The sequence below is a fragment of the Nocardia tenerifensis NBRC 101015 genome (genome assembly GCF_000308715.1).
GTDB classification, from domain to species: domain Bacteria; phylum Actinomycetota; class Actinomycetes; order Mycobacteriales; family Mycobacteriaceae; genus Nocardia; species Nocardia tenerifensis.
Map to the genome: position 1 here is coordinate 18,263 of NZ_BAGH01000288.1, position 23,656 is coordinate 41,918.

General features: G+C 66.9%; 22 protein-coding genes. 7 read left to right on the plus strand and 15 right to left on the minus strand.

What is annotated here, in order from left to right; translation table 11 throughout:
• Nucleotides 1-55: 55 nt before the first annotated feature.
• From ispG to dxr, 3 genes are all read right to left on the minus strand, one after another.
• Nucleotides 56-1,213, minus strand: a complete 1,158-nt coding sequence (gene ispG / locus ON39_RS22310) for a flavodoxin-dependent (E)-4-hydroxy-3-methylbut-2-enyl-diphosphate synthase (protein ID WP_040737300.1) — start codon at nucleotides 1,211-1,213, stop codon at nucleotides 56-58.
• Nucleotides 1,214-1,390: 177 nt separating this feature from the next.
• Nucleotides 1,391-2,593 carry a M50 family metallopeptidase gene (locus ON39_RS22315; protein ID WP_040737302.1) on the minus strand — a complete coding sequence of 401 codons (1,203 nt, stop codon included), beginning with the start codon at nucleotides 2,591-2,593 and terminating at the stop codon, nucleotides 1,391-1,393.
• 229 nt (nucleotides 2,594-2,822) lie between these two features.
• The gene (dxr, locus tag ON39_RS22320; protein WP_040737304.1) at nucleotides 2,823-3,962 is read right to left on the minus strand and encodes a 1-deoxy-D-xylulose-5-phosphate reductoisomerase; all 1,140 of its coding nucleotides are present in this window, start codon (nucleotides 3,960-3,962) and stop codon (nucleotides 2,823-2,825) included.
• A gap of 178 nt (nucleotides 3,963-4,140) precedes the next feature.
• Here dxr and ON39_RS22325 point away from each other — a divergent pair, with 178 nt between their 5' ends.
• Both ON39_RS22325 and ON39_RS22330 read left to right on the plus strand, forming a co-directional pair.
• Complete coding sequence (locus ON39_RS22325) at nucleotides 4,141-4,410, plus strand: DUF2631 domain-containing protein (RefSeq protein WP_040737368.1); 270 nt, start codon at nucleotides 4,141-4,143, stop codon at nucleotides 4,408-4,410.
• 131 nt (nucleotides 4,411-4,541) lie between these two features.
• Nucleotides 4,542-4,859: a hypothetical protein gene (locus ON39_RS22330; RefSeq protein ID WP_040737306.1), complete on the plus strand. Its 318-nt coding sequence runs from the start codon at nucleotides 4,542-4,544 to the stop codon at nucleotides 4,857-4,859.
• 50 nt (nucleotides 4,860-4,909) lie between these two features.
• On the opposite strand, the gene ON39_RS22335 is transcribed toward ON39_RS22330, so the two are convergent.
• The 3 genes from ON39_RS22335 to ON39_RS22345 form a co-directional block, all read right to left on the minus strand.
• Nucleotides 4,910-5,161, minus strand: a complete 252-nt coding sequence (locus ON39_RS22335; RefSeq protein ID WP_040737308.1) for a hypothetical protein — start codon at nucleotides 5,159-5,161, stop codon at nucleotides 4,910-4,912.
• Nucleotides 5,158-5,691 (minus strand): RNA polymerase sigma factor, encoded by a 534-nt coding sequence (locus tag ON39_RS22340; RefSeq protein WP_040737310.1) that lies wholly within the window; start codon nucleotides 5,689-5,691, stop codon nucleotides 5,158-5,160. Before ON39_RS22340 ends, ON39_RS22335 begins: the two co-directional genes overlap by 4 nt.
• Nucleotides 5,692-5,858: 167 nt before the next feature.
• Nucleotides 5,859-6,791, minus strand: a complete 933-nt coding sequence (locus ON39_RS22345) for a LysR family transcriptional regulator (RefSeq protein ID WP_040737311.1) — start codon at nucleotides 6,789-6,791, stop codon at nucleotides 5,859-5,861.
• Nucleotides 6,792-6,935: 144 nt separating this feature from the next.
• Between ON39_RS22345 and ON39_RS22350 the strand changes: the two genes are divergently transcribed.
• On the plus strand, nucleotides 6,936-7,322 hold the full coding sequence (locus ON39_RS22350) for a DUF5997 family protein (RefSeq protein ID WP_085998244.1): 387 nt from the start codon (nucleotides 6,936-6,938) through the stop codon (nucleotides 7,320-7,322).
• A 45-nt stretch (nucleotides 7,323-7,367) separates the two neighbouring features.
• Here the strand turns inward: ON39_RS22350 and ON39_RS22355 are convergent, their stop codons facing one another.
• The 3 genes from ON39_RS22355 to ON39_RS22365 form a co-directional block, all read right to left on the minus strand.
• On the minus strand, nucleotides 7,368-7,985 hold the full coding sequence (locus ON39_RS22355; protein ID WP_040737315.1) for a class I SAM-dependent methyltransferase: 618 nt from the start codon (nucleotides 7,983-7,985) through the stop codon (nucleotides 7,368-7,370).
• A 172-nt stretch (nucleotides 7,986-8,157) separates the two neighbouring features.
• Nucleotides 8,158-8,733 carry a hypothetical protein gene (locus tag ON39_RS22360; RefSeq protein ID WP_040737317.1) on the minus strand — a complete coding sequence of 192 codons (576 nt, stop codon included), beginning with the start codon at nucleotides 8,731-8,733 and terminating at the stop codon, nucleotides 8,158-8,160.
• A complete protein-coding gene (locus ON39_RS22365) occupies nucleotides 8,730-9,344 on the minus strand; it encodes a papain-like cysteine protease family protein (RefSeq protein WP_110293615.1) in 615 nt (204 codons plus the stop codon). Before ON39_RS22365 ends, ON39_RS22360 begins: the two co-directional genes overlap by 4 nt.
• Before the next feature lie 300 nt (nucleotides 9,345-9,644).
• Here ON39_RS22365 and ON39_RS22370 point away from each other — a divergent pair, with 300 nt between their 5' ends.
• The 3 genes from ON39_RS22370 (at nucleotide 9,645) to ON39_RS22380 (ending at nucleotide 14,426) form a co-directional block, all read left to right on the plus strand.
• Nucleotides 9,645-10,505 (plus strand): C1 family peptidase, encoded by an 861-nt coding sequence (locus tag ON39_RS22370; protein WP_085998245.1) that lies wholly within the window; start codon nucleotides 9,645-9,647, stop codon nucleotides 10,503-10,505.
• Between the two features lie 480 nt (nucleotides 10,506-10,985).
• A complete protein-coding gene (locus tag ON39_RS22375) occupies nucleotides 10,986-12,890 on the plus strand; it encodes a glycosyl hydrolase family 18 protein (protein ID WP_246002929.1) in 1,905 nt (634 codons plus the stop codon).
• Between the two features lie 588 nt (nucleotides 12,891-13,478).
• On the plus strand, nucleotides 13,479-14,426 hold the full coding sequence (locus ON39_RS22380) for an alpha/beta fold hydrolase (RefSeq protein ID WP_051186927.1): 948 nt from the start codon (nucleotides 13,479-13,481) through the stop codon (nucleotides 14,424-14,426).
• Nucleotides 14,427-14,488: 62 nt separating this feature from the next.
• Here ON39_RS22380 and ON39_RS22385 read toward each other — a convergent pair whose 3' ends face one another.
• The 3 genes from ON39_RS22385 to ON39_RS22395 form a co-directional block, all read right to left on the minus strand.
• Entirely contained in the window at nucleotides 14,489-14,788 is a 300-nt protein-coding gene (locus tag ON39_RS22385; RefSeq protein ID WP_040737320.1) for a hypothetical protein, read from the minus strand.
• A 270-nt stretch (nucleotides 14,789-15,058) separates the two neighbouring features.
• Entirely contained in the window at nucleotides 15,059-15,334 is a 276-nt protein-coding gene (locus ON39_RS22390; RefSeq protein WP_051186928.1) for a hypothetical protein, read from the minus strand.
• 152 nt (nucleotides 15,335-15,486) lie between these two features.
• The gene (locus ON39_RS22395; RefSeq protein ID WP_040737374.1) at nucleotides 15,487-16,257 is read right to left on the minus strand and encodes a MerR family transcriptional regulator; all 771 of its coding nucleotides are present in this window, start codon (nucleotides 16,255-16,257) and stop codon (nucleotides 15,487-15,489) included.
• 61 nt (nucleotides 16,258-16,318) lie between these two features.
• On the opposite strand from ON39_RS22395, the gene ON39_RS22400 reads away from it, so the two are divergent.
• Nucleotides 16,319-16,777: a DUF6194 family protein gene (locus ON39_RS22400; RefSeq protein ID WP_040737321.1), complete on the plus strand. Its 459-nt coding sequence runs from the start codon at nucleotides 16,319-16,321 to the stop codon at nucleotides 16,775-16,777.
• A 48-nt stretch (nucleotides 16,778-16,825) separates the two neighbouring features.
• On the opposite strand, the gene ON39_RS22405 is transcribed toward ON39_RS22400, so the two are convergent.
• Genes ON39_RS22405 through ON39_RS22415 form a run of 3 tightly spaced genes read right to left on the minus strand, consistent with a single transcriptional unit; the run spans nucleotide 16,826 to nucleotide 23,639 of the window.
• Nucleotides 16,826-20,848, minus strand: coding sequence for a TIGR02680 family protein (locus ON39_RS22405; protein ID WP_211336334.1), 4,023 nt, complete (start codon nucleotides 20,846-20,848; stop codon nucleotides 16,826-16,828).
• Nucleotides 20,845-22,104 carry a TIGR02678 family protein gene (locus ON39_RS22410; protein WP_040737322.1) on the minus strand — a complete coding sequence of 420 codons (1,260 nt, stop codon included), beginning with the start codon at nucleotides 22,102-22,104 and terminating at the stop codon, nucleotides 20,845-20,847. The genes ON39_RS22405 and ON39_RS22410 overlap by 4 nt, the downstream gene beginning before the upstream one ends.
• Nucleotides 22,101-23,639 carry a TIGR02677 family protein gene (locus ON39_RS22415; protein WP_040737323.1) on the minus strand — a complete coding sequence of 513 codons (1,539 nt, stop codon included), beginning with the start codon at nucleotides 23,637-23,639 and terminating at the stop codon, nucleotides 22,101-22,103. The genes ON39_RS22410 and ON39_RS22415 overlap by 4 nt, the downstream gene beginning before the upstream one ends.
• Nucleotides 23,640-23,656 lie beyond the last annotated feature (17 nt).

A 23,656-nucleotide genomic window follows, 5' to 3' on the forward strand; every position in this document is an offset into this window, starting at 1 on the left:
ATGTGGTACGGCTATGCCGAACGCAACAATGCGACATGGGCTCGACCCACGAAACTCAGGAGACGGTGACGACCGGCTCGCCCGCGCCCGCCTCCACGCCCATCTCCTCGGCGATGCGCATGGCCTCCTCGATCAGGGTCTCCACGATCATCGCCTCCGGCACGGTCTTGATGACCTCACCCTTGACGAAGATCTGCCCCTTGCCATTGCCCGAGGCCACCCCGAGGTCAGCCTCGCGCGCCTCGCCCGGACCGTTCACCACGCAGCCCATCACCGCGACCCGCAGCGGCACCTCCATGCCCTCGAGCCCGGCACTGACCTCGTTCGCCAGCGTGTACACATCCACCTGTGCGCGCCCGCACGACGGGCACGACACGATCTCGAGCTTGCGCGGCCGCAGGTTCAGCGACTGCAAGATCTGATCACCGACCTTGATCTCCTCCGCCGGCGGCGCCGACAGCGAGACCCGGATGGTGTCGCCGATACCCTCCGACAGCAGCGCACCGAACGCCACCGCGGACTTGATCGTGCCCTGGAACGCCGGGCCCGCCTCGGTGACACCGAGATGCAGCGGATAATCGCTCTGCGCGGCCAGCTGCCGGTAGGCCTCCACCATGACCACCGGATCGTTGTGCTTGACCGAGATCTTGATGTCGCCGAAGCCGTGGTCCTCGAACAGGCTCGCCTCCCACAGCGCGGACTCCACCAGCGCCTCCGGGGTGGCCTTGCCGTACTTCTCCAGCATCCGCTTGTCCAGCGAACCGGCGTTGACGCCGATGCGGATCGGGATGCCCGCCGCCGCCGCGGCCCTGGCGACCTCGCCGACGCGGCCGTCGAACTCCTTGATATTGCCCGGATTCACCCGCACCGCCGCGCATCCGGCGTCGATGGCCGCGAAAATGTAGCGCGGCTGGAAATGGATGTCGGCGATCACCGGGATCTGGCTCTTGCGCGCGATCGTCGCCAGCGCGTCCGCGTCCTCCTGACGCGGGCAGGCCACCCGCACGATGTCGCAGCCGGAGGCGGTGAGCTGCGCGATCTGCTGCAGCGTCGCGTTGATGTCGTGGGTCTTGGTCGTGGTCATGGACTGCACCGAGATCGGGTGATCACTTCCGACCCCGACATTGCCCACCATCAACTGGCGAGTCTTGCGTCGAGGAGCGAGAACGGCCGCAGGAGCGGCGGGCATCCCCAATCCGATTGTGCTGGTCACTTCCGGCTGCCTACTTTCGTGTGTGCGGCCTCGCGCATCCGCGGCTCGCAAGCGCTCTCTACCTTCGGCCGTTCGCCTTCCGAGCTTAGTCGCGCACGCCGAACGGCCACCCTGTGACGCCCACGACAACGCACCTCCCCCGAGTGCCGGGCACAGGGTACCGCGCCCGGGGGCGAGTCAGAACAGCTTGATGGGGTTGACGATGTCGGCGGCCACGGTCAGCAGCATGTACGCACCGCCGATCACCACCACCACGTAGGTGGCGGGCAGCAGCTTGAGGTAGTTCACCGGTGCGCCGGGAGCGAGGCCGCGCCAGCGACGGAAGACGTCGCGGACCTTCTCATAGAGCACCACGGCGATGTGCCCGCCGTCGAGCGGAAGCAGCGGCAGGATATTGAACGCGCCGAGGAAGAAATTCAAGCTGGCCAGCACGAGGATGAAGACGTTCCACAGCCCGCGTTCCGCGGTCTCGCCGCCGATCTTGCTCGCGCCATAGACGCTGACCGGGGTATCCGCATCGCGTTCGCCGCCGGTCACCGCGGACCACAGCGCTGTCACCTTCTGCGGCAACTCAGCCAGCGATTGCACCGTGCGCACGAACATGTCACCGGTGAAGGAAACCGACGCCGGTATCGCCGTGAGCACGTTGTACTGGACCGGATCGTAGGCGCCGTTCAATCCGACCCCTACCGCACCGACCTCGCGGCCCGCACCGCCGGCTTCCGAGTAACGGATCACACGTTCCGGGGTCACGGGGATGGTGAGGATTTGTCCGTTGCGATCGATCGTGTAATCGAAGGGGGCGGACTGCTTCTGCGTCTCGGTCTGGAATTCCTTCCAGGTCTTCACCGGCACGCCGGCTACCGCCTTGACCACGTCGCCGCGCTGCAACCCGGCCCGCTGAGCGGGGCCGGTACCCGTGCAGGGTTGTAACGTGCCGTCCGGATTCTGTTGCGACACGCAGCTCATCGCGCCGAGCGAGGTATCGGGTGGCAGGTCCAACCGCGGCAGCCCCCAACCGACTGCGAGGATGACCACCAGGATGAACCCGAGCACGAAGTTCATCGCGATGCCGCCCGACATCACGACGAGCCGCTTCCACGCCGCCTGCCGGTACATGGCCCGGTCGATCTCTTCCGGCTCCAGCTCGTCCAGCGCGGTCATGCCCGCGATATCGCAGAACCCGCCGAGCGGCAGCGCCTTGAGACCGTACTCGGTCTCCCCGCGCCGGAACGAGAAGATCTTCGGCCCGAAGCCGATGAAGTAGCGCCGCACCTTCATGCCGGTGGCCTGGGCGGTCCACATGTGCCCGCACTCGTGCAACGCGATCGAAATCGTTATGCCTAACGCGAACAGCACGAACCCCAACGCGTAGACCATGTGTTTAGCAGCCCTCCTGCATAGCGCAGCTCGCCTCGAGTGCGACCGCCGGATCGGTCGCCCACAAACCTCGGCCCGCGCTTCCCGTCACGGCCGCGAGCACCCGACCACAGTAACCGGACCCCGGTCGGCCCTGCGCCTTCAGTGTGCCAGGTGGCGGTCGGCGGGCGAGTCCGGTCGCTCCCCAATCGCGGACGCTCGCGGTTTGCCGCCGTTCGGCGCTGCTACCTCAGGCGTGCACTCGGGCTCGCGCGAACTCACGTGCCCAGCTGTCCGCGGCCAGAACCTCCGCGAGCGAGTCGGGCTCGACGCGCCATCGGTCGGCGGCTTCGACGGCCGCGGCCACGGTGCGGACGATGTCGGGGAAGCGGATGAGGCCGTCCAGAAAGGCTTGCACCGCAACCTCATTGGCGGCGTTGTAGACGGCGGTGACGCTGCCGCCTGCCTCCCCCGCCCGACGAGCCAGCTCGATCGCCGGGAACACCTCGTGGTCGACCGGCTCGAAGGTCCAGGTGGCGGCGGTGCCGAAGTCGCAGGCCGCGGCGGCGCCGGGCACCCGGTCGGGCCAGCCTAGAGCCAGGGCGATGGGCAGTTTCATATCCGGCGGGCTGGCCTGGGCGAGGGTGGAACCGTCGGTGAAGGTCACCATCGAGTGCACGATCGACTGCGGGTGCACGGTGACGTCGATGCGGTCATAGGGAATGCCGAACAGCAGGTGCGTCTCGATCAGCTCGAGGCCCTTGTTGACCAGCGACGCGGAGTTCAGCGTGTTCATCGGGCCCATGGACCAGGTCGGATGCGTCTTGGCCTCAGCGGGATTCACCGACTCGAGCATCTGCGCGGTCCAGCCGCGGAACGGCCCGCCGGACGCGGTGAGCACCAGCCGGTCCACCTCCTCGGCGCGACCGCCGCGCAGGCACTGGGCGAGCGCGGAGTGCTCCGAGTCGACCGGCACGATCTGGCCGGGCGCCGCGGCGCGGGTGACCAGCGAGCCGCCCGCGACCAAGGATTCCTTGTTGGCCAGCGCGAGCCGCGTGCCCGACTGCAGGGTGGCCAGGGTCGGCTCCAGGCCGAGCGAGCCGACCAGCGCGTTGAGCACCACGTCGGCCTCCGTGCGGCGCACCAGCTCGGCCGCCGCGTCCGGCCCCGCCAGCGCGATGCCGAGCCGCTGGGCGGCGGCCGGGTCGGCGACCGCGACATTGCGTGTCCCGGTGGCCGCGATCTGCGCGGCGAGCAGCTCGGTATTGCCGCCGCGCGCGGCCAGGCCGACCACCTCGAACCGGTCGGGGTTGGCGGCGATCACCTCGAGCGCTTGGGTCCCGATGGATCCGGTACTGCCGAGGAGCAAGACTCTCACGATGTCGGACACGGGTTCATTGTGGCGCACAAGAAAAGCGGACACCGTGCTCACCCGCTGCGCCGGCTCCCGTCCCCCGGGCGGCGTGTCCCGACTTACAACGACGCACCGTCGTATGTCACGATATCGAGCAGCAGTCCGTCGAGTGCGTACCGGAATCGCGGTACCCGAACGAGCTAAGGAGCGAATCGTGGCCGCCACGGAACTCGAACCCGCCAGCACCGAGCGCGGCATCGTCACTCACGTGGACACGGCCGAGGTTCCCTCCGCCGCGTGGGGGTGGAGCGGTGAGTCGCCGCGCACCTTCCGCGTCGCGGGCTGGATCGTCGCGTTCATCCTGGTCGCGATGGTCATCGGTAACCACAAGGGCCACGTCGAGGACATCTTCCTCGTCGGCTTCGCCCTCGCCATCGTCGTCATCCTGGTGCGGGACTCGATCCTGCGCCGCAAGCCCCGCTAGTCGCGCGCCGGAATGCCCTGAGCGATATCGGCTTTCGCCGGGCGAGGGCGTACTAGTACGGTTTGCGCCGAGAGGTCCGCGACCTGAGTCGGGTCGCGGACCTTCATTGCTGACCAGACCGTGAGGACGCCATGCCCAAGATCTTCTCCGCCGCGCTGCTGACCGCGAGCGCCGTCGGATCCCTGCTGTTACTGCCCGCCGCCCCGGCCTACGCCCAGTCCGAGGCCTGCGGCCGGGCGATCGACGCGATCAACGCCGCCATCGACGCGTCGCCCAACGGCACCTTGGAGAAGAACACCGCGAAGGCGCTGAACCGCACGCTGCTGTCCATCGACGCCACCGGCGCCGAGAAGGACGTCATCGCCGCCTACGCCAACGCGCTGGTCGACGAGAACATCACCGACCTGGACCCGGCCACCGACGAGCTCAACCGCGTCTGCGGAGGCTGAGCGGAAGGCGCTGTCGGCGAACGGTTTCGCGTCGCCGACAGCGCACCCGGTCAGGTGACCGTCAACCGGCACTGACCGTCTTCGCACGACCGTCGCAACCGGCCACGAGAGATGGTCTGCAACAATCCGATCGCCCAGCAGGTCGGGCAGCCGCGCAACGCGACGAAACCGACCGGAGCGAGCAGCAGACTCACCGGTCCCGCCCACGGCAGCAGAGCGAACGCCCCGATCAAAGCCCCGAATCCGGCCACCCCGCGGGCCAGATGGCGCGACAGCGAGGAGCTGGCGAAAGTGTCGTTCATTCTCGACCCTCCACCGGTTCCAAGGCGAGTTGGACGGCGGCGCGGGCGCGGTGCAGCCGCGACTTCATCGCCGCGGTGCTCAGGCCGAGGCGATCGGCCGTCATCCGCCCGCTGAATCCCTGAATGTCCCGCATGATCAGTACCTGCCGTTGATCGAGCGGCAGCGCCGCGACCGCCGTCGCCACCCGCTCGGCCTCCAGACGACGCATCACCTCGTCCTCGGCCGAGACCGTCGAGCCGTCGGCCACCGGCTCCGCCCGGCGCGCCAATTGCCGCAGCTGCCGCAGGCATTCGTTGCGGACGATCCGAAACATCCACGACGCCAACGCCCCCGACGCGCGCAGCGTGCCGATCTTGCGGTACAGGATGATCAGCGCCTCCTGCGCCGCGTCCTCGGCGTCCTCGGGCGAGGCGCACAGCGAGTAGGCGAACCGGCGCACGTGCGGATGCGTGCCCGACACCAGCGCGGCGATCGAGGCCACGTCGCCCGAGCGCGCCGTGGCGACCAATTGCTCGTCGGGCCAGGTCATTTCGAGCTCCGCCGACGCAACACGGCAACGCTGCACGCGCACACGAGCAGAACGGCGACGACAATGGCGGCAATGATCACGACAACCTCCGGGTCTCGTGCCGGCCTTGTTGCCGGCACGAACATGAGAGGTTCCGGCGCCGGAAAAGGATTCACCCGCTTCGTGAGCTAGCGTCCGCGACGCTTCTTCTTGGCCACCGGTTTGCGTGCCGGGCTCGGCCGCCCGACCGAGCGCTTTGCCGCCGGCTTCTTCTGCGGCTCAGGGCTTTTGGCCCGCGCGGCGGGCGAGCGCGAGCTGCGTTCGGAACGGCCGCGGACGACGCCGACGAAGTCCTCGACCAGATCGGTGGTCCGATCCGTCGGCCACGCCAGCGCGATCTCCGTCTCGTCGACATCGGTGACCGTGCGGTACACCAGGTCGCGGCGCGCGTGCAGCCGAGCGATCGAGTGCGGGACCACGGCGACGCCCACGCCCGCCGCGACGAGCTCGATGGCTCCCGCGACCGCGTCGATGTCGGACGCGTCCTGCCTGCGCTCGTCGGCGAAATCGGCCGTGCTCACCTGCTCGAAGACCGAGATCGGGTGGTCCTTGGGCACCACGACGACCGGCAGCTCCCGATACAGCGGGATCACGCTCATCCCGTCGCGATCGATCGGCAACCGGACGAAGCACAGGTCGACCGCGCCTTCGCGCAGTGCGGTCTCCTGCTCGCCCATCGGCAGTGCCAGTACCTCCAGGGGCGTCTCCGGGAACCGCTCGGCCCAGATCCGCGTCCACTTCGACACGGTCACCCCCGGCACGAACCCCACGCGCAGCGCCGCCGGCTCGTCCGTCTGCTCCGCGACGACCGCGGCGTCCGCCCGCGCGATCAACTCCCGCGCCTCGTCCCGCAGGGCCGCGCCGTCCTCGGTCAACTGCGTCGGCTGGGCGCCGGGCACGAACAGCTTCGTCCCCAGTTCCTGCTCCAGATCGATGACCGTCTGGCTCAACCGCTGCCGCGAGATACCCAACCCCTTCGCCGCCCGCGCGAAATGCAGCTCCTCCGCGACCGCGACAAACCACCGCAGCCGCGTGACGTCGATCGATTCCAACCGGCTCATGTCAAGAACACTATCGGCAGCCGATAGGCTGATGCGCATGAGCGAGCGCCAGCGAGTGAATCGGAGACGCAGCCCCCTCGGGCTTACGACGGAGCCGAGCGTCAGCGAGGCGCAGTCGTGAGCCCGGACCCTAATCCCCAGTTGATGAAGCCTTTGACCGCAGCCAACAAGCTCGGCATCTACCTTCCCGCGGCCCCCGAATCCTTCCGCGACACCCCGATCTCCCGCGCCGACCTCGACGCCCTCCGCACCAACCCGCCGGAGTGGCTCACCGAACTGCGCCGCACCGGCCCCTTCCCCCGCGACATCACCGCCCGCAAACTCGGCGTCTCCAACTCCGGCCTCGCCCGCGCCGAGGTCTCCGACGCCCTCACCGCCGACGAAATCGCCGCCCTACTCGCCGACCCCCCAGCCTGGCTGATCCGCGAACGCGAGAACTACGCCGAGGTCCTCAAGGAAAACGAGCGAATCGCCACCAAGGAAGCCGAACGCCGCGCCGCCACCAACAGACCCGCCAAGAACCGCGGCTGAGCACTCCCCTGACCCTCTTCCGAGGTAGCTGTTCGCCGCCCGCTCCTACTCGTTAATCCAGCGCCATTGGATTTTCGACCACGGGTGGGCTCGGGGTAGGAGGTCGGTTACCGCGGCGACGACGCCGGGCCAGGCGGAGGGGATGTAGTCGTCGCCGGAGAGCCAGCCGCCGGGGGCGACTTTGGGGCGCCAGGCGGTGATGTCGGCGGCCACGCTGTCGTAGTCGTGGCGGGCGTCGATGTGGACCCAGGCGAGCGAGGCGTCGGCGAACAGCCGGGCGGTGGATTCCGAGTCGCCGACCACGAGGAGGACCTGGTCGGCGAAGCCGCAGGCGAGGACGTTGCGGTGGAGGAGGCCGGCGAAGGTGCCGCCGCCGTCGGCGACCGCGGCGCCGTGGGCATTGATGCCGCGCACGCCTTCGGGCCCGCTGCCGCGGCAGGTGTCGACTCCCACGACGGTGATCGGCTTGCCGCTGTCCGCGACGACCTCGGCCAGCGAGCACAGACTGCGGCCGAGATAGTTGCCGACCTCGACGAAGGTACTGCCCTCGGGAAAGTGCGCGACCGCCTCTTCCTGCGCGTCTCGCCACGTGAACCAGCCGGGTATGTCCTGCCAACGCCGCACGGGTACATCGACCTCGGGTTCGCCCGGATTCGACAGCATGCCCCGACGTTACGGTGCCGTCCGGACTCGGCGCGGCACTTCCGCCCGCCTATTCGATCTAGTCGGCCTGATCCCTCAGGCGACCCTGGACCAACGCGACCAGTGTGTCCACCGTCGGCGGCAAGATTCAGGCGCATGAGGAGCTGTAGACGGGAATCAGCGCATGCGGCGATCACCGCGAAGCCAGCCATTCCCTGAACTGACCCGCATCGAACTCCCGCCCCTTCAGCTCCGGCCGAGTACCGGAAGAGATTGCGGTGACACGGGTTTCGCTCCAGGCGAGCCAGGTGTGCGAGGGGTAGTCGAGAAGTAGGCGAGCGCCCGCCGGGAGAGACTGCGCCGCTTCGGTTTCCTCGGTACCCGTCGCGATGGCACGCGGCGTGAAGGGCGGGGTCGGCGTGAGTTGCACTGTGTCCGGGGCGTTCCGGGCGGAAAGCATGGCCGGGACAGCGATGTAGGCCGGCGTGCCCGCATCGCGCAGCGGAGATTGAGGATCGGTGACGAAACGAGGGTTAGTCGCGTAAACCGTTATGTCAGGCCCGCTTCGCCGCAGCGCGACGTCATCGGCGGGCGCCTGCTGCGAACGCAGGAACGACGCCGCAAGCTGTTGCGTCGCAGGCGATTCCAGCACCCGATCGATCGCGCCGGCATCCGGCTCCGCCGACCGGCCGTCGGTGTTCGCCGGACCACACCCCGGCACGGCGAGGACGGCGCACACGAGCGCCGCCCCCAGCCAGTGCCGTCTCATGTGCGCTTCGCTATCCCGTAATCCTCACCGAACCACACCCATTGGGGATTCTGCGTATAGGAGGACAGCGTCTGCGTGACGACCCGCTGCGCGGCCGGCCACGGATCCCCGTAGGTCACCGTGCCGACGCCGGCGTCGTACCCGTAGACCACCTGAGCATGGCCGCCACCCGCGGCCCAGGCGATGCCGGTCAGGATCGGGCGGTTCGCGGAGATCTCCGCCGCGATCTTCGTCATGGAGAACGGCGAGCCCACCGAGGCATTGAACCCGATCTTGCCGAACGCCGCGGCGATCTCCTCGAGGGACGCACTCTCGTTGGGGCAGGTCTGCTGCTTACTGTCGTGCACGAGTTTGCAGTAGTCGTTTTGGGCGATGCGGCGGCCGAGGTAGGTGGATATCGAGGCGCCGTCGGCCGCCCAGCACCATTGATTCCACTCCTGCACCTGTTGCGCATAGGGCAACGTTTTCGAGCCGACGGCCGACTGGCGCGGTTCCATTACGCCGGGAAGTCCGACGCTGACCCGTAGTCCGGTCGAACGCGTCGCGAAATCTTTTCCGGCGCTGGGCGGCTCGGCGACCGATGTGCCGTGGCCGCACGAAATCAGCACCACTGTCGCGGCGATCAGACAAGCATGGAGTTTGTGTCGAGACAGCACTCGGGCACCCACTTTCGGGTCTGCTGAATTTCAGGGAAAGCTACGCCGCGACTTCCGGCAGGGGCAAGTGGGGACGATCCCCAATACGCAACAAAATGTCAACACCGAACACTGTTGCCGCACTGTTGTTTTGCGAGGAACATTTCGCACTGTAGCAACGGAACGTACGAACTGGTCGACGGTTCAACAGTTTTCGACGTCCGGCGCGCATCGGGGCATATGCCCCAATTCGGACAATTTCAGCTAGGAGTCACCATGCGTCACTCATTCCTGCCCGCCGCAATGGCTTTCGCGTTGGGCGTCGGAATCGTCTCGGCCGGAATCGCACAGGCGGATCCGCCCACGGCCGGGCCGGAACTCAAGCACCATTCCTTCGGCTTCGACGTGCAGGCGGCGAAGGCCAACCTGGACAAGGACACCAGCACGGGATTCGCCCTGCCCGTTCGCGTCGGCGCGGGCGCGGCGCCGCCCTCCTTCTCCCTGAAGCAGTACGCGGCGCCCGCGGGCGACCAGGGGCCGGTGGGCTCCTGCGTGGCCTGGGCCACCGGTTATACCGGGTACGGCGTCCTGATGAACGAGCAGCACATCACCGGCGGCCCGATGGCGCCGATGTTCATCTACGCGCAGATCGCGCGCGGAAACGATCAAGGCACCTGGGCCGGCGTCGCGCTGCCGATGGAACGCAACCAGGGCATCGATCAGCGGTCGCACTACTGGCAGGGCGATTTCGATTACACCACTCAGCCCGACGCCTCGGAGCGCGCGAACGCCGCGCATTACAAGCTCTCCGGCGCCCAGGATCTGGATTCCGGAGACCGCGTGACCAATATCAAGAACGCGATCGCGGCGGGCCTGCCAGTCCCGATCGGTTTCGAGGTCAGGCAGAGTTTCATGAATCTCAGCAGGAGCAATTCCCGATACAATCCCTCGCCTTACGAGCGCACCGTGGGCGGCCATGAGGTGACAATCGTCGGCTACGACCAGAACGGCGTGACCATCCAGAATTCCTGGGGCGCGAGTTGGGGCGACAACGGATTCTTCACCGCACCGTGGTCCTTCATCACCGGCGGCGATGTCGATGAAATTCACTCGATGGGGCGACTCGTCCAACAATGATGTCCACTGAATATCCGGTGTCCCGGTTCCCGTCGATTGTTTCCGGCGGGAACCGGGACCTTTCCCGGTCGAATTGATACGTTCGCATATTGTGCCGACGCCGGACTCCCTCCGCTATCAGCGGTCTTTCACCGCACACCGAGGCAACTGGGGAAGTTCTCGACCCGATCGCGCCGAATTCCCCACTCTCGCACTGGGGATCCGGCCGACTCTTTTCGTGTCATGATTCTCACGGTTGCCCATACGGCCGATCCGGTCGGACATCCACCAGCACAATATATTTCGGTTCTCGAGCGCCTTAAATTCTTCGGGCCGTCGCCGCGATCACAGAAAAACCAGCAGCGGACGATTCGCTCACGCGACTCAGTTCTTCGGGGACCGATCCAACGTCCCCACAGGGAGGACCCCATGCGAACGGCGAGATCTACCGGGCTCATCGCAGCAGCCGCGAGTCTATTACTCGGCATAGCGGCGGTGTTGGTGGGATTTACCAACGAGCCCGCCCACAGCGCGCCGGCGGCGGCCGCGACGTCCGGCGGCGTGAAGATCGCCTACTTCAACCAGTGGTCGATCTACGAAAACCAGTTCTACCTCAAGAATGTCGACACCTCGGGCATGGCGGGCAAGCTCGATTACATGATGTACGCGTTCGCGAACATCCACCCCACCGACCTGACCTGTTTCGAGGCGAACAAGGCGGCGAGCCAGGACGAGAACAACCCGAACGCGGGCGACGGCGCGGGCGACTCGTTCGCCGACTACGGCAAGTCGTTCGACGCGTCGACCAGCGTCGACGGCACCGCGGACGCATGGAACGACCCGATCGTCGGAAACTTCAAGCAGATCAAGCAGCTCAAGGCGAAGTACCCGAAACTGAAGGTCATCTTGTCGATCGGCGGCTGGACGTACTCGAAGTTCTTCTCCGATGTGTCCGCGACCGACGCCGCGCGCAAGAAGTTCGCGTCGTCCTGCATCGACATGTTCATCAAGGGCAACCTGCCGAAGGCGGACGGCTACGGCGGACCCGGCACCGGTAAGGGCATCTTCGACGGCCTCGACCTGGACTGGGAGTACCCGGGCGGCGGCGGTCACCTCGGCAACCACGCCTCACCCGCCGACCGGGCCAACTTCACGCTGCTCGCGGCCGAACTGCGCAAGCAGCTGGACGCACAGGGCACGGCGGACAACAAGCACTACGCGCTGACCGCGGCCGTCGCAGCGGGCCAGGACAAGATCCGCAATTACGACACCGACAAGCTCGGCAACTACCTCGACTTCGCCAATGTCATGACCTACGACATGCACGGAGCGTGGGATGCCAAGGGCCCCACCAACTTCCAGGACCCCATCTACAGCAGGCCGGACGATCCGATGGCGCCGGTGCCCCCGGGCAACGCGAAGTACAACATCGACGAGGCGATCACCGCGTGGACCACGGGTGACAGCTCCTACGGCATCCCCGGCGGTTTCCCCGCGAGCAAACTGACCATGGGCTACCCGTTCTACTACCGCGGTTGGACCGGCGTGCCGGCCGGCAGTAACCACGGGCTGTTCCAGCCGGCGACGGGCCCCGCGCCCGGCGGGCCGTCCTCCGGAAACGTCGGCGGCATCCGGATGTACAAGGAGCTGTCCGGTGTCGTCGACAATCCGTCGCGCACCTACTTCGACCCCGTAGCGCAGGCCGCCTACTTCTACGACGGCACGAACTGGTGGGGCGGCGACTCGTTGCAGTCCATCCAGGCGAAGTCGGACTACCTGCACTGCAAGGGACTCGGCGGCGCGATGATGTACTCGCTGGAGAACATGGACCCGGCCGCCACCCTGTTCAACCAGGTGGTCAAGACCGTCAACGGCAGCGCGAGCACCTGCACGCCGCCGACGACCACCCCGACCACGCCGACATCGACGACGACCACCACCACGACCACGACGACCACCACCCCGCCGACGAGCACCACCACCACGACCACCACTCCGCCGAGCGGAAACGGTGTGGTGAACGGTGATTTCGAAAGCGGAGCCCTGTCGCCGTGGACCTGCGCGGGCAACCTCGGCACCCTCGTCACCAGCCCCGTGCACGGCGGCAAGAGCGCCATGACCGCCGCGGCGAGCAGCGGCGACACCGCCCAGTGCGCACAGGAGGTCACCGTCGAACCGAACCGGGCGTACACACTGTCGGCCTGGGTCAACGGCAACTACGTCTACCTCGGTGTCACCGGCTCCGGCACCACGGACACGTCGGCCTGGACCCCGGGCACGAACGGTGCGTACCAGCAACTGTCGACCAAGTTCACCACCGGCGCCTCGACCACGAAGGTCACGGTGTGGGTGCACGGTTGGTACGGGCAGGGTTCATACAGTGTGGATGACATCACGCTGAAGTAGGAACTGCACGAAAATCGATGGTGGGCCTCGTGTTTCGAGGTCCACCTTCGTGTGCGAACTACGCGCCGACTATCGCCGCCTACCGCCGACGCGACCGTCGGTACGTCCACGCGGCTGTCTACCTGGATGATCCAGCTCCGGGCTCGGCCCCTCTACAGTCCCGCACCACGTCGCTCACCAGGCCCCGGCCGCACACTGCCTGTGATCCCGCACCACTTCACTCACCAGGCCCCGGCCGCACACTGCCTGTGATCCCGCACCACTTCACTCACCAGGCCCCGGCCGCACACCGCCTGTGATCCGCACTGGGACGGATCCAGAGGGTGATTGCCACAGTGGGTGCATCGGTCGGGTGTGAAAAGTCGAGGACTTCGACGGGCTTGGCTCAGCCACTCTGGCGCAGCCGGGCACTTGCCCGCCTCCAGAACCCGCACCGCGGCGCGCGACCATTGACGCCGCCGCACCAGTCCACACCTGGGGTGGCAATCTGCTCCACCTCGGGGTGCCCGGCTCAGCACTCGGGGGCCTGATATCGGAGGCCTGGCCGGCGGACAGTTGAACCTGTCACCGCCAGAACCGGAGCCTCCGATGTCGATCTCCAGCACCACCGTCACCTCGGCGGCCCGCCGCGTCACGGTCTCGACCGAGGACGGCGTCGCGCTGGCGGTTCGCGAATACGGACCGCCGAACGCCGAGCTCACCGTCGTTCTTCTGCACGGGCACTGCCTGCGCACCGAGTCCTGGACCTACGTCCGCGACGCGCTGATCCGCCGCTACCCCGACGCCCGCGTGGTCTGCTACGACCACCGGGGCCACGGCGACTCTGCCGCGGCGTCGCGGCAGACCTACCACCTCGACCAGCTCGGCCACGACCTGCACACTGTGCTGGAGGCCGTGGCGCCTACCGGGCCGGTCGTCCTCGTCGGGCACTCGATGGGCGGCATGACCGTGCTCACCTACGTCAGCCAACGCCCGCACGAGATCGGCACCCGCGTCGCCGGCGTCGCACTCATCGCGACGGCCGCGAGCGGACTGGCCGACGCCGGCTTCGGGCGGCTCCTGCGCAACCCCGCCGTGTCGGTCTTCCAGGCCGCGGTCCGGCGCGCTCCCACGCTGATGCATCACGCGAAGTTGTTGGCCTGCAAGGTTTTCGCCCCCGTGATCCGGATGGCCGAGTTCGGCGACCGCAAGGTCAGTCCGCGAGTTCTCGCCCTTGCCAACGCGATGCACAACGAGACGCCGATCGTGACGATGGCGAGCTTCTTGAGCAGCTTCATGGTCTTTGACGAAACCGACGCGCTCGCGGTGCTGTCGAGGGTTCCGACGTTGGTGCTGTGCGGCTCAGCCGATTTGATGACGCCCCCGTCGCACTCTGTCGCGATGGCCGCCGCGATCGAGTACGCGGACTTCGTAATCGTCGATGGGGCAGGGCATTCGGTGATTCTCGAGCAGCCTGGCCACGTGGCCGAGGCAGTTGCTCGTTTGCTGATGCGGGCGGGTGTCCGGCGGTCAGCCCGCCGCACGCTGGTCGCTTAACCAACGGCGGACGCCGAAAAGACCAGTCGGACTTGCCAACCGGTCGATCCGACGCCCAACCGTCAGTTTCCGGAGGTGAACTGGCTCTGCTGGGCGATGACGAATCCGCCCTCGCCGTTACGGTCCGTTCCGGTGTCCAGGACCTTGTCGTCCAGGAAGGCCGCCGCGTCGCGGTCCAGGAAGATTCGTGATCCCTCGGCATCGAGGACCTGGTCCAGCTCGGCCGGTACCGCGGCAACCTCTAGTTGCAGCGTCTGAGCGCCGTCCGCGGTGGAGATGCGCAGGCCGGCTTCCTCCGGCGCGCCTTCCGCAGACGTGATGGTGCGAACGACCTCGATGGCGGTGGGGGTGAGCATCAACATGTATGGGGTTCCTTCCCGCTGTCGTGGAGAGCCCGCCAGGTGGTGGCGAACCCCGGTTCCGCCGACGGCCACCGACGCCCGTTGCGGCGTCGGTGGCCAGCGTCGACGTTCTCCACGGGGTAGCCAGCTGCCGCTTCGCGAAACTACTTCTCTCGCCTTCGCGAGCATTCACGCTGGTCAGACCCGCATTGAGGCCCTGACCACACCCGCTCGGCTAGCGGTCAGCGGCCCCTGCCGCCGACGCGCGGCAGGGCTCCAGAACCCGCGGAACTACGCGGAACGCTTCCCCAGCGATTTGGCCCACTGGAACACCAGCAGGATCGGCAGAAGGAAAGCCTGGAAGAACATCCAGTACGAGCCGCCCTCGAAAATGAACGCGAGATAGATGCCGTAGCCGACGAACAGCGTGCCGAACACCGCATTGAGTATCTGACCGACGTTGCCCTGTGACTTGGCGAACGACAGGCCGAGCATCGCCACCCCGCTGATCAACAGCAGAACCACGTACCAGGAGAACTGCGGGTCGGCACTGAAATCGAGATTCACGGATTTCCCCCATCGAGTAGTCGAACACAGCGTTGGGCGATTCCGAATGCACCCCCCGAACGCACGAATAGTGCCATCACCGCCCGGCGTGCGCAAGTCTTCGGGCAGAAGACATTTCGGAGTCGGCAGATGTCTTTCCATCGGTACTAGCCTTAGGTCCCGGATACCTCAGGCGCACAACAGCATTGCGCCCACATCGACGAATCAGCCTGTGAGGCAAGCGAAATAACCACGCGAAGTTCAGCAGCGGCCTCCAGGAGCGCGGACGCGCGGGCAGTGATCCGGGCGTCACGGGCGGCCAACGCGGAGCGCACGTCCTCGAACCGGTTCGCACGCCGCAACTCCGGCAACACGGCGCGGAGCTGGGCGATCGGGAAACCCGCCTTCCGTAGCTGATGCACGATCCGGACGTCTCGCACCTGATCCGGTGTGTAGTGCCGCGCGCCCTGCTCGGTGCGGTCGGGAGTGACCAAACCCGCTGCGTCCCAATGCCGCAACGTCGAGGTGCGGAGGCCGAGCGCGTCGGCGAGTTCGGCGATGCTCATGGAGTCGGTGCTGTGCACGTCATCGATCGGTTCGCTCGAGATCGACGCGGCGGCCCGCTTGGCATGCCCGAGTTCGACGCGCTCGGTGTGCAGCCGGGCGTGCGTCGCGTCGAGCATGGCGAGGGCCTCCGATATCGGGGCGGTGTGGAACGCCCGAAGCATCCGCTTGGCCTCGATCGGCCCCGCGCCTACCGCGAGGGCTCGATAGGCCAGCGCCGACCGCAGGTGTATCTCCCCGTAGACCCGATGGCCGGTCGCGGTGCGCGTCGCGGGCGGCAGCACACCGTCGCGTTCGAGGTTGCGTATCTGCTGCACCGAGTAGCCGGCGCGACGAGCGATATCGACGGTCCGGCCGAGCCGATATTTGAGGGTTGACAACCAAATCTCCTCGTCATTGCCCAAAAGTCCACACGAGCACTTCAATGAGACGCTCGAAGACATGACCATAGACGAGATCAAAGACTTCATCGCCGACCTCGACGGAGTGCTGACCCTCAGCCCCACCGCCGGCGACCCCTGGCCGGCGATCAGCCATGGCGACTCCTTCTTCTACTACTCCCCCGACGGAGCCGTCCCGACCAACACCCAACCCTTCGCCACCATCGTGACCAAGGACTATCCGAACGAGCCGAGCTCAGGCCTGGACCGCCCGAACACATTCCGCGTAAATATCGCCGCCGGAAAAGAGGCATTCACCGACCGACTCGGCCACGCGCCGCGACACACAGCCGACGTCGACTACACCATCACCGACACCGTCATCCCCCACCCCACCTACGCCACCGCAGGCTGGCTATCCGTCGTGAACCCCGGCCCCCACACCGACGGCCCGATCCGAGAACTGTTGCAAATCGCCTACCAACGCGCACGGTCCCGCTATGAGCGTCATGCGGGGTGACCATCCGCCGGCCGGCGAGGCCTAGCGCGCGAATAGCAGCCTGCAACGTCAACCCGTGTGGAGATCGTGACCGTCCCAGGTAAAACGCGCCGTGGTCACCGCATCGTCGCCGTCGCCGGTCACAATCTGATGGATCCCGATGCCGCTGAGCTCCGCGTATGTGCACCACTCATGATCCGAGGTAAGCATCAGATCCAAATCGAGCGCCGAGAGCAGCGCGAAGATCTGGCCGCGATTGGTGGTGTCCACCCCGACGAATACCTCGTCCAGCAAGATCACCCGCGGTGCCTGTGCTGCCGCGTGGTAATGCGCGGCGACCGCAGCGAACAGCGGAAGGTGTAGCGCGATGGCCTTCTCACCGCCGGACAGTGCCCCGTGCAGCTTCTTGGTCAGCAACTGCCAGCCGTCACCTCTGCCGCGGTCGACCTTCACGACGAATCGATGCCACGCCGTGTAGTCGAAGACCTGCGCGAGTTGCTGCTCCCAACTTGTCGCGGTGTCGTCGGCCTTGGCCTCCTCGATACGCTCACGCAAAAACCGGTGGAGTGACTGCTGATCGGCCTCGGTGAGCCGCACGGGATCTTTCAGCAGGAGATCGCGGGCAGCCTTGGTACCGGCAGGCAGATCGTCGGCGATGTGCCAGACCAGCCGCACGGCGACATTGGAGGCGGTGCGGACGCGTTCGAGACGGGCATTCATCCCGTCGACCAGCTCATTGGCCTGACGAATGCGCGCCGCGAGGTGGCGGCGGGTATCGCCGGTCAGGGTTCGGTCGAAAAGTTGCCGTTCCTGCTCGGTGATTTCATTCTTGGCCTCGTCGGCCTCGGTGCGAAGAATGTGCAGCAACTCCGCGGCGCCGACGCGGACGCCGTCCACCACGGCGGTGAAAACCTGGACGTCGTCGTCGGTTTCGAGATCGAGGTCGGCGCGGGAGCTCAGGGCGGCCCGGCAGTCGTGCACGGAGTCGGACAACCTGCGTAACGCTTCGCCGAGATGGGCGGGGGCGTGCGGGATGGTCGGCCACGCGGCGGCCACCAAGCGTGCCGCGTCCAGGGCGGCACGCACCCCTTCGGAGCCGAGGAGGGTGTGCCGGAACTTGGCGAGGTCGGCGATCTCGCTGTCAGCGGGAAAAACACCGGCGGCTAGGTGACGGAATCGTTGTGCCACAGCGTCTCTCGCAGACTCGGCCAGGGCGTGCGCCTGTGCGTCGGTGATGCGCCGACTCCCCAGCTCACCCAGCTTCTCCGCCAGGCTGTTCGCCGTCACCCGGTCGGCGCGAATCTGGACGCCGAGTTCTTCGATCCTGGCCCGCAGCGTGTTGATCCTGTCGAGGACCTCGCGGTAACCGAGCCCGACGGCACCGGAGATCTCCGCGAGCTTGGCGTCCAGTTGCCGGTGTTCGGCTTCGGCGACGGCCGCGTCGTTCTCGCGTTGTTCGGCGAGAGCCGTCGACCTGTCTGTCTGTTCGGCAAGGAGCCGAGCGTGATTGCTCGCGGATCGCAGATCACCGTAGGCATCGAGCCAGGACTCCGCCGAGCCCGCGAAGGTGTCGGCGGCCTCCAGCACCCTGTCCAAGGCGGTCCGCTCGGTCGGCAATCCGTTCTCGGTGGCGAGGCTGGAGAGACGCAGCAAAGCGGACTTCACCGCATGCTCCCGGCCCGCAACGTTGCCGACCCGCTGCCGGACCACGGCATCCGCTGCGGCAAGGTCGGCTTCGGCTCGGACAAGAAGACGTTGGGCGATCGACAGTTCCTCGTGGCTCGGTCTCGCCTCACGCTCGACCTGGACGACTCGGCGACGTGCGTCGAGCGCCGCCGCATCGTCGGCCAATCGGGTCAAGGCAAGGTCGTATTCCGTGATCTGGTCATCGATTTCGCGGATCCGACGTTCGCGTGCGCGTTGCCGGGTGAGTGCGCCCACGAACGCGGGTTGTTCCTTGGACCAACTGCCGGTGAGATTGCCGGTACGCCAGGTACCGTCACCTCCCACCGCCACAGTCGAGTCCGCGGGCAACCGGTCGCCGAACGCGATCGTGGACAGGAGCCGGTGCACCACTGCTGCCCCCACCTCTGTGTCCGGCAGCGGGACCAGCACATCGGCCAATGATCGTCCGCTCACTGCCGTCAGCAAAGCGGGATCCGCGAACGCGTCGTGACCGACGACCTCGCCCTGTGGTCCCACCCACGCGTCCAGCAGGCCCGAGGCCTCGAGCGCGGCCTCGACCCCTGCTCGCGCGGACTCGGAAACACCATCGGCGAAGTCGACGAGTTGCCATAAGGGAGCGCCCACCATGTGCGCGCGATCCGTCGTGCGCCACGGCGGCGCGACCGGAGGGATGTCGTGCTCCCCGGATAACCGATCACGTTCCGCCGCAAGCTCTTCCCGCTCGGCACGAGCGCAGCGCATGGCGGATTCACACAGCGTTTCCTGCTTGCTGATCCCCTCCAGGACCCTGGTCGCCGCCGTATTGACCGCGTCGACCACCGCCGGCTCGAAGTCGGCCACGTCGACCAGCGTATCGGGGTCGATGAAACCGAGCTCGCGACAGCCGACCACCCAACTTCGCAACCTGACGCGCAGGGCCTCCAAAGCTTGTCCGCAACCATCGGCTGCCGCCGCCGACGCGGTCTCGGCCTCGATATACGCTTCCCGCGCGTCTTCGAGCTCCTGCTCGGCTTGCGCCCGGAAGGCAATCGCGCGCTCGTGCTCGTCCAGTGCCCGAACCGTCGCACGGACCTGATCTCGCTTGCCACGCACCGCGCCTCTCAGCAACGACCGCGGCCGATCGGTGTCGAGTGCGGCTGAGATTTCCTCGTACACGCTCGACATGCCGACCCGGACGGCTGCCTGCCTGGCCTCGGTAGCCGCATTCGCGACGATCCGCCCCTGTCGCTGTTCGGCGTCGGCAGCGGCTTGTTGGTTCGATACGTCGTCCTGCGCGGCGTTTCGACGCGACGTCGCGTCGAGGCGGAGAGCGGCGGCCCGCTCCCTCGCCTTACTCGTGTCTTGACGCAGGGCGTCGAGCCGCTGCCCCTCTTTGTACTCGTCGGACTCCATCAGCCCCTCTTTACGGGACTCGTTCTGTACGCGTTCGGCCTCCAGGCTTTCTGTCCGCTCCTCGGTTTCTCGTTTGCGCTGCGCCACGGAGTCGTACTCCGCCGCCGAGTTCTTGGCAGCGTTCGACAATCGCTCCAATTCGGTGGTCGCGGAGATGAGCGCCGCCGCGCCCGCACGCAGGACGCGCTGTGCGTAGGTCTTCTGCTGACGGGCGAGCGTGCGGGTGGCGTCGACCTCTTCTTCCAGACGTGCAAGCCGCTCCCTCTGCGCATCGAGCCGCTCGAAACCCTCTGCCAGATCGGCGATCTCGCTCTGGCCCAGCGGCGGCAGCGCTCGCGACAGCAGCGTCGACAGCAGCGCGGGATCGAGTCGTTGCGACAGTTTCGGGGTTCGCAGCTGAAGCATCGCTGTGATCAGCGCGTCGTAGCGCTGCTCGCTCAGAGAAGAGAAGAGCACTGACCGGATCTCGTCGCGGTAGTCGCTCGCGCTGGGATGAACGGTGCCGCGCGAGCCGAGCCGTTCTTCCAGCGCCGAGCGGGTGAGCGGCCGACCGTCGGTCGTCAGCGTCAGGCCGTCGCCGATACGAAGATCGGTGGTGAAGTAGTCGGGGTGGACGGTGGTGGTGTTGCTGCTCGCTTGCAGCCTCGCACCGCAGGTAAACCACCGTTCTCGGGCAGCGGGCAGGTGGAATTCCAGCCATACATAGCCCACCCGGGTCGTCCCGGTCGCGCCTTCCCCCATCAGGTTCCAGTGCATGGTCCGCTCGCCGGTGCCGAAGGTGGACAGCCGATTGGCGCGCAGATTCGCATCGAAGAGGAACGGCAGCAACAACTCCAGTGCCTTGGACTTGCCACTACCGTTCGGGCCGCGAAGCAGCAGCCGGCCATCGTGGAACTCGAAGACCTCGTCGTAGTACCGCCAGACATTGAGAATGCCTGCGCGCGAAGGGATCCACCGCATGCGGCGTTCGTTCTCCGTGTCGGCCGCCGAGCGGGGCAGCACAGTTACGTTCACGAGGGCGGCTCCTCGGTGGTATCGATAGTGCCGGAGGTACGCACGTCACGGACGCGATAGCGCGCCGCGGCGGGAAGGGGTATCACCAGCCCGGACTTCGTTGTGCGGACAAGGCCGAAAGCCGACAGCACCGCGATCGCGTCGGAGACGAGCTGGCGAACACCGTCGACGCCACGATAGCTGCGTGCCCAGCGCGGAAATCGCTCCAGCAGCTCGGTGGCCGACCGACCCAATTGCTCGACGGTCGTCGCGCCCATGACCCCGTCGAGCAGCAACAGTGCCGCTACCTTCGCTGTCGCTGTGTCGTCGGGGAATCGGGTGTCGGTGGCGATCCCGTCCACGTCGACCAGCAGCACGCCCTCCGCCCGCTCTTCCAGCAGAAAGCCCCCTTGGTCAGCAGCTTGACGTAATAGTCGCCGCCCCGTCGGTGAGGAGATGTAGCCGCGTTCCTCTTCCGACAGCTCGCTGTAGTACACGACCGGGTCATCGACCAGGCGCCGGAAGATCGAGTGCCGCAACCACAGATTGCGCTGCACATCGGAGATGCCTGTGTCGTCCGCGTGCCTGCCCGCGGCCAGACCGTAGCGGCGTTCGCGAGACAGCTCGGTCAGCAACTGATCGACTCGCAGCGGGACTTCCTCGGCAGGCACGCCGAGCTGCGAGGGGCCCACCGGTGCCGCGAGCAGCCGCAGCAGCAGGGTGGTATCCACGCGGTACAGCACCTTCGCCGAGTCCGATTCGATGTAGGAGTCGGCGGAACCGTCGATGGCGTCCAAGACGCCGTGGGATTCGAGCAGCCGCAGAGCGTCGACGAACGCCATCCGCTCGCTGCGGCTCGCCGACTCGAAGTCGGCCACGACCGGATCCGCGGCTATGGCGGACCGGACGCGACCGGCGAGCAGGCCGATCGTCGTCACCGGTGCGGCGAACAGCTCGGCCGAGATCACGCACAGTAGGACATAGCGTCTGCGGTCGAAAGGCGCTCGCGCAGAACGCAGCCGCCGTGCCGGACGGGTGGGGTCGGCAGCCGGGCGCACCTTGACCAGGCGCACGTAGCCGAGGCGCGGCTCCACAGTGAGCGTCCAACCGCAGTAATAGTCGAACCACTTCGCGATCGGTTCGTGCCGACGGCGGATCAAATCGAACGGTTCCGGTGCGCCGCGTTCGGTGATGAGCGGGCTGGCCAGCAACTGCCGGACGCCGCGCGATATTTCCTCGCGCTCCGCGATCACCAGCTGGTTCGCGAGCTCACTCATCCCTGACCCTGCCTGTTTTTCGCCCTTTTTCGCTCCCCCGGCACCAGGATCTCCAAGACGTAGTCCGGCCCTCGGAACACGCCCCGGGGAGTCTTCAACTCGGCCCGGGCGCCGTCCCGCGGGGGTCGCAGCACGATCTCCACCCGACCATCGGTTGTACTGCCCCGTCTAGTACCGCCCGTCTCCGGCGGGTTGCCGAGCGCTCGGCCGAGCAGGTCGAGCAACCGCTCGAATACCGCGTGGTCGAGCCGTCCGAAAGCGGAGAGCCGAACGCTGCCATCGGTATTCAGCAGGTCCCAGGCCGCCTCCAGCTCGACGCGTTCGGCGGCGGCTTGCTCGGCACGGGCGGCCTTGATCGCCGACACGTCCCTGACTCGGCCGGTCCGGGCGAAGCGCTCGGTCCGGCCGGCCGACCGCAGCAACGGGGACACCTCCACCGGAGGGGCGTCCGACCAGGTCGACGACGGACTCACCAGCTCCGGATCCGGATGAGCCAGATGTGCGTGCCGTGCCGAACTCAGGCCGAAGACCGTTGACCACAGCCGGTGTAGATCATCCTGCTCAGGTACCACGGTGAACCACCTGGCCAGTTCACGAAAGTCGGCGACCGCGCTGCTGGAACGCCGCCGTGACTCGGTGATCCGATCGAGCACCTGCAGCAGCGTGATGATTGCCTTGCGTCCGACGAGGTGGAGCTGTTCGATGCGTGGCACCGAGCCGTCAGCGGGCAGAAACCAGGCCCGCAGCCCCTCCCAGCGAGCCCGGCGGTGCTCCAACCACGCTGCCCCAGGATCTGCTCCGGTCATCTGGGGCAGCTCGGCACCGAGCAGCGCACGGTGATGCATCCGGCCGACACCGTAATCGTCGATGGTGCGGATCCTGGTGGATATCGCGTGTCTTCGGTGCTCGATATTGGTGAGGAACTCTTGGAGGTAGGCCACCGTCGCGGCCTTGACCTCATGGAACACCGAAAGGTCGGCACCCTCCGCCCGTAGGAGCCGTTGCAGTTCGCCATTGAACTGCTTGGTGTTTCCGCGTAGCGCCTCGAGATGTGACTCGAGTTCGCTCAACGCGCTGAAGACGCGCCGGTCGGTGCCGGACGCCAACTCCTCGATCAGATCACCGAGCCGGTCGGCTATCGCGTCGAGCACCGCTGTCTGTAGCGCGCCGGTGGAGGCGAGCACTGCCATCGCGTGGACCACGCCGGCGAACGCTGCCTCGCCCTGCCTGGTGAGCGAGTACTGCAGGTTGCGACGCTCGTATTCGCCTGCGGTTCGGTAGTTTTCGGAATGGTTCTGGATGACGTCGACGAGTTTCCACACGCGCAGCTGAGCCAATGCCGCGGTCAAGTCGTCGTCCTCGAGCGCCTCCAGCCAGCCGACCGATCGAAGCCGAGTTCGGACGTCATCGATGCCGAGAGCCGTTATCAGTCGCTCATTGGATTCACCGAACGCGTGCAGCACCGACACATACAGCCCGGCACGATCCCCGCTGGTGAAGCGGAACATCTCGGGCGGTACCCGAATCGGGTCCACGACGCCTCCCCTGGGCT